Raw genomic sequence first — 3974 nt, forward strand, 5'->3', positions numbered from 1 at the left:
GTCGGTGCTGCGTCGCTCCTGCGCCGCAACCTGCTGATCTATGGCTTGGGTGGCGTGATCGTCCCGTTCATCGGCATCAAGCTGATCGACATGGCGGTGGCCGCCATGGGCATGGCCTGAGGCCCAAGGAGTTTTTCATGACTGTCTCCACCACCGTGACCGTGGCCACCCCGGCCACCACCTCCGAAGGGCTGCTGCGCCCGGCRATCACGCTGTTCGTCGTGCTGTCGGTCGTCACCGGCTTGGCCTATCCCTTGCTCACGACGGGCGTCGCTCAGGCGGTGTTTCCCGACGCCGCCAACGGCAGCCTGATCATGCTGGAAGGCCAGCCGGTCGGCTCGCGCCTGATCGGCCAGGCCTTCAGCGACCCGAAGCACTTCTGGAGCCGCCCATCGGCCACCACGCCGATGGCCTACAACGCCGCCAACTCGCTGGGCTCACAAGCCGGCCCGTTGAACCCGGCGCTCGTCGACGCGGTGAAAGGCCGCGTCGAGGCTCTGCGCACAGCCGACCCCGGCAACACCGCGCCGGTGCCTGTCGACCTGGTCACGACCTCGGCCAGTGGCTTCGACCCGCACATCAGCCGTGCGGCAGCCGACTACCAGCTGGCCCGCGTGGCCAAGGCGCGCGACCTGCCCGAGGCGCAGGTGCGTGCGCTGGTCGACCAGCACACCGAAGGCCCGTGGCTCGGCTTCATCGGCGAGCCGCGGGTCAACGTGCTGATGTTGAACCTGGCACTGGATGCGCTTCCGGCCCGCTGACGGAGTTGGGGAGCAAAGGGACGTGCGAAGATGGATGATCGAGCTCGGACCTTCCCCTATGCTGATCAACTGCGTTGCCTACGAGGACGGCCGCAAGCTGGCCGACATCACGGTCGAGGACATCAGCGACTACCTGGTGCGCCCAGGCTGCTTCGTCTGGGTCGCGCTGCGCGATGCCACCGATGACGAGCTGGCACAGATGCAGGTCGAATTTGGCCTGCACGAACTGGCGGTCGAGGATGCGCGCCATGGTCACCAGAGACCGAAGCTTGAAGAATACGGCGGCACGCTGTTCGTGGTGATGCACCTGCTCGAGCCGGAGCACGGCGAGCTGCACATCGGCGAGGTCGACATCTTCGTCGGCCCGAACTTCGTGCTTTCGATCCGCAACCGAAGCTCGCAGCACTTTCTCGGCGTGCGTGAACGCTGCGAGCGCGAACCGCAGCTGTTGCGCCACGGCGCGGGTTTCGTCTTCTATGCGCTGATGGATGCCGTCGTCGACCGCTATTTCCCGCTGCTCGACACCATCGAGACCGAGCTGGAAGGCATCGAGGCGCAGATCTTCGACCGCGGCGCGGCACGCTGGAACATCGAGCGGCTGTATGTGCTCAAGCGTCGCGCCACCGTGTTGCGCCACGCGGTGGCGCCGCTGCTGGAAGCCACTTCCAAACTGCATGGGGGCCGTGTGCCAGCGGTGTGTGTGCAGACGCAGGAATACTTTCGCGACGTGCACGATCACCTGGCCCGCATCAACGCCTCGATCGACGCGATACGCGACACCATCGGCACGGCGATCCAGGTCAACCTGTCGATGGTGACGATCGAAGAGAGCGAAACCACGAAGCGCCTGGCTGCCTGGGCGGCCATCTTTGCGGTGTCCACCGCGCTGGCTGGTATCTGGGGCATGAACTTCGAAGGCATGCCCGAATTGAAATGGCAGTACGGCTACCCGATGGCCCTGGGCTTGATCGGCACCGCAGCCGGTGTGCTGTGGTGGCGCTTCCGCCGCGCCGGGTGGCTGTGAGGAGCCCACCGTTGAGCGACAGCCGTCCCGACCCGGATGCTCTGCTGCAGCGCGTGCAAGCCGAAGAAGCGCGCGCGCGGCGTGGCCGGCTGAAGATCTTCTTTGGTGCTTCAGCCGGTGTCGGCAAGACCTTCGCGATGCTGGCCGCGGCCCGTGCGGCACATGGGCAGGGCGCCACCTTGCTGGTCGGGTTGATCGAAACCCATGGTCGCGCAGACACCGAGGCCATGGCGCGTGACCTGCCATTGCTGCCGCGTAAAGCCATCACCCACCGCGACCGTGTGCTGCAAGAGTTCGACCTCGACGCAGCACTGGCCTGGGCCAAGGACCACCCGGACGCGCTGGTGCTGCTGGACGAGCTGGCGCACAGCAATGCGCCCGGCTCGCGCCACCCGAAGCGCTGGCAGGACGTGGAAGAGCTGCTCGACGCCGGTGTCGACGTCTGGTCGACGATGAACGTGCAGCACCTGGAGAGCCTGAACGACATCGTCAGCGGCATCACCGGCGTGCGCGTCTGGGAGACCGTGCCTGACCGCATCTTCGACAAGGCCGACGAGGTGGTGGTGGTCGACCTGCCGCCGGACGAGTTGCTGCAGCGGCTGTCCGCCGGCAAGGTCTATGTGCCGCAGCAGGCCGAGCGGGCGGCCAAGAACTTCTTYCGCAAGGGCAAYCTGMTGGCGCTGCGCGAGCTGGCKCTGCGCCGCACCGCTGATCGTGTCGACGACGAGATGCAGGCCTATCGGCGCCAGAACACCACCACTCGCGTGTGGCCCACGCGCGAAGCGCTGCTGGCCTGCGTGGGGCCTGGCGAGCACGGTGAGAAGGTCGTGCGCAGCTGCGCACGGCTGGCGGCGCAGCTCGATGTCAGCTGGCACGCCGTGCATGTCGAGACACCTGCGCTGCAACAGCTGCCCGAAGCCGAGCGCCAGCACGTTCTGCGCGTGTTGAAGCTGGCGCAAGAGCTCGGTGCCAACACCGCCACGCTGGCCGCGCCCGAGGTCGGGCCGGCGCTGGTGCGCTACGCACGCGAGCACAACCTGGCACGGTTGGTGGTGGGCCGGCGCGAGAAGCGCTGGCGCTGGCCGTGGCAAAGCACGCTGGCCGACACCGTGGCCGCCCGCGGGGATGATCTGGATGTGCTGCAGGTGGCGTTGCCAGCCGTGGTGGCCACGCACCGTGGCCAGACATCGCATGCCAGCCAGCCCGACGCCGATGGAAACCGTTGGATCGGCTATGTGGCGGCAGTGCTGGCCTGTTGCGGCGTCACGCTGGCGGCCACACCGCTGCTCGGCGTGCTGGAGCTGACCAACATCGTGATGCTGTTCCTGCTCGCGGTGGTCGGCGTCGCGCTGCTGTGGGGGCGCGGGCCGGCCGTGCTGGCCGCGTTCGTCGGCGTCGCGTTGTTCGACCTTTTCTTCGTGCCGCCACGCTTCACCTTCGCGGTCAGCGACGCGCAGTACCTGGTCACCTTCGCCGTGATGCTGGTCGTCGCGCTGGTCGTGGGTCAGCTCACCGCGGGCCTCAAGGTCCAGGCCGAAGCCGCCACCCAGCGCGAGCAGCGGGTGAGGGGGCTGTACGAGATGTCGCGTGACCTGTCGGGGGCGCTGCTGACCGATCAGGTGGCCGAGATCGGGGCCCGCTTCCTGCTGGCCGAGTTCGGTGCCAAGAGCGCGTTGCTGGTGGCCGGCGCCGACGACCGGCTGCAACTGGCACTGGGTGCCACCGCCCCGGTCGACATGGGTGTAGCRCAGTGGGCCTACGACCGTGGCGAGCTGGCCGGCCGCGGCACTGACACGCTCCCCGCCAGCGCCTGCCTGGTGCTGCCGCTGAAGGCGCCCATGCGTTTGCGTGGCGTGCTGGCGATCGAGCCGGCCGATGCGCGGATGTGGGGGCCGGAGCAGCGGCGCGTGCTGGACACCTGCGCATCGCTGATCGCGATCTCGCTGGAGCGTATCCACTACATCGATGTGGCGCAGTCGACCACGCTGCAGATGGAGTCAGAGCGCTTGCGCAACTCGCTGCTGTCGGCGATCTCGCACGATCTGCGAACGCCGCTGGCGGCGATGATGGGCTTGGCGGATTCGCTCGCGCTGACTCGCCCACCGTTGAGTGGCCAGCAACAGGAGATCGCCGAGTCGATGCGCCAGTCGGCGCTTCGCATGAACGCCCAGGTGGCCAACCTGCTGGAC

Annotated in this window: 3 protein-coding genes; all 3 read left to right on the top strand. The window is 67.7% G+C overall.

Annotated elements, in window-relative coordinates:
- Positions 1–137 precede the first annotated feature (137 nt).
- Positions 138–761 (top strand): potassium-transporting ATPase subunit KdpC, encoded by a 624-nt coding sequence (gene kdpC / locus AC1DYI_RS28760; RefSeq protein ID WP_477207542.1) that lies wholly within the window; start codon positions 138–140, stop codon positions 759–761.
- 58 nt (positions 762–819) lie between these two features.
- Positions 820–1785, top strand: a complete 966-nt coding sequence (gene corA / locus AC1DYI_RS28765; protein WP_477207543.1) for a magnesium/cobalt transporter CorA — start codon at positions 820–822, stop codon at positions 1783–1785.
- An 11-nt stretch (positions 1786–1796) separates the two neighbouring features.
- On the top strand, positions 1797–3974 hold a 2178-nt coding region (locus AC1DYI_RS28770; RefSeq protein WP_477207544.1), incomplete at its 3' end, for a DUF4118 domain-containing protein.

The sequence above is a fragment of the Ideonella sp. P3_A4 genome (assembly GCF_056403075.1).

Excerpts from the sequence above, each read along its gene's own strand:
- corA (WP_477207543.1), top strand. The coding sequence starts at position 820 with ATGCTGATCAACTGCGTTGCCTACGAGGACGGCCGCAAGCTGGCCGAC.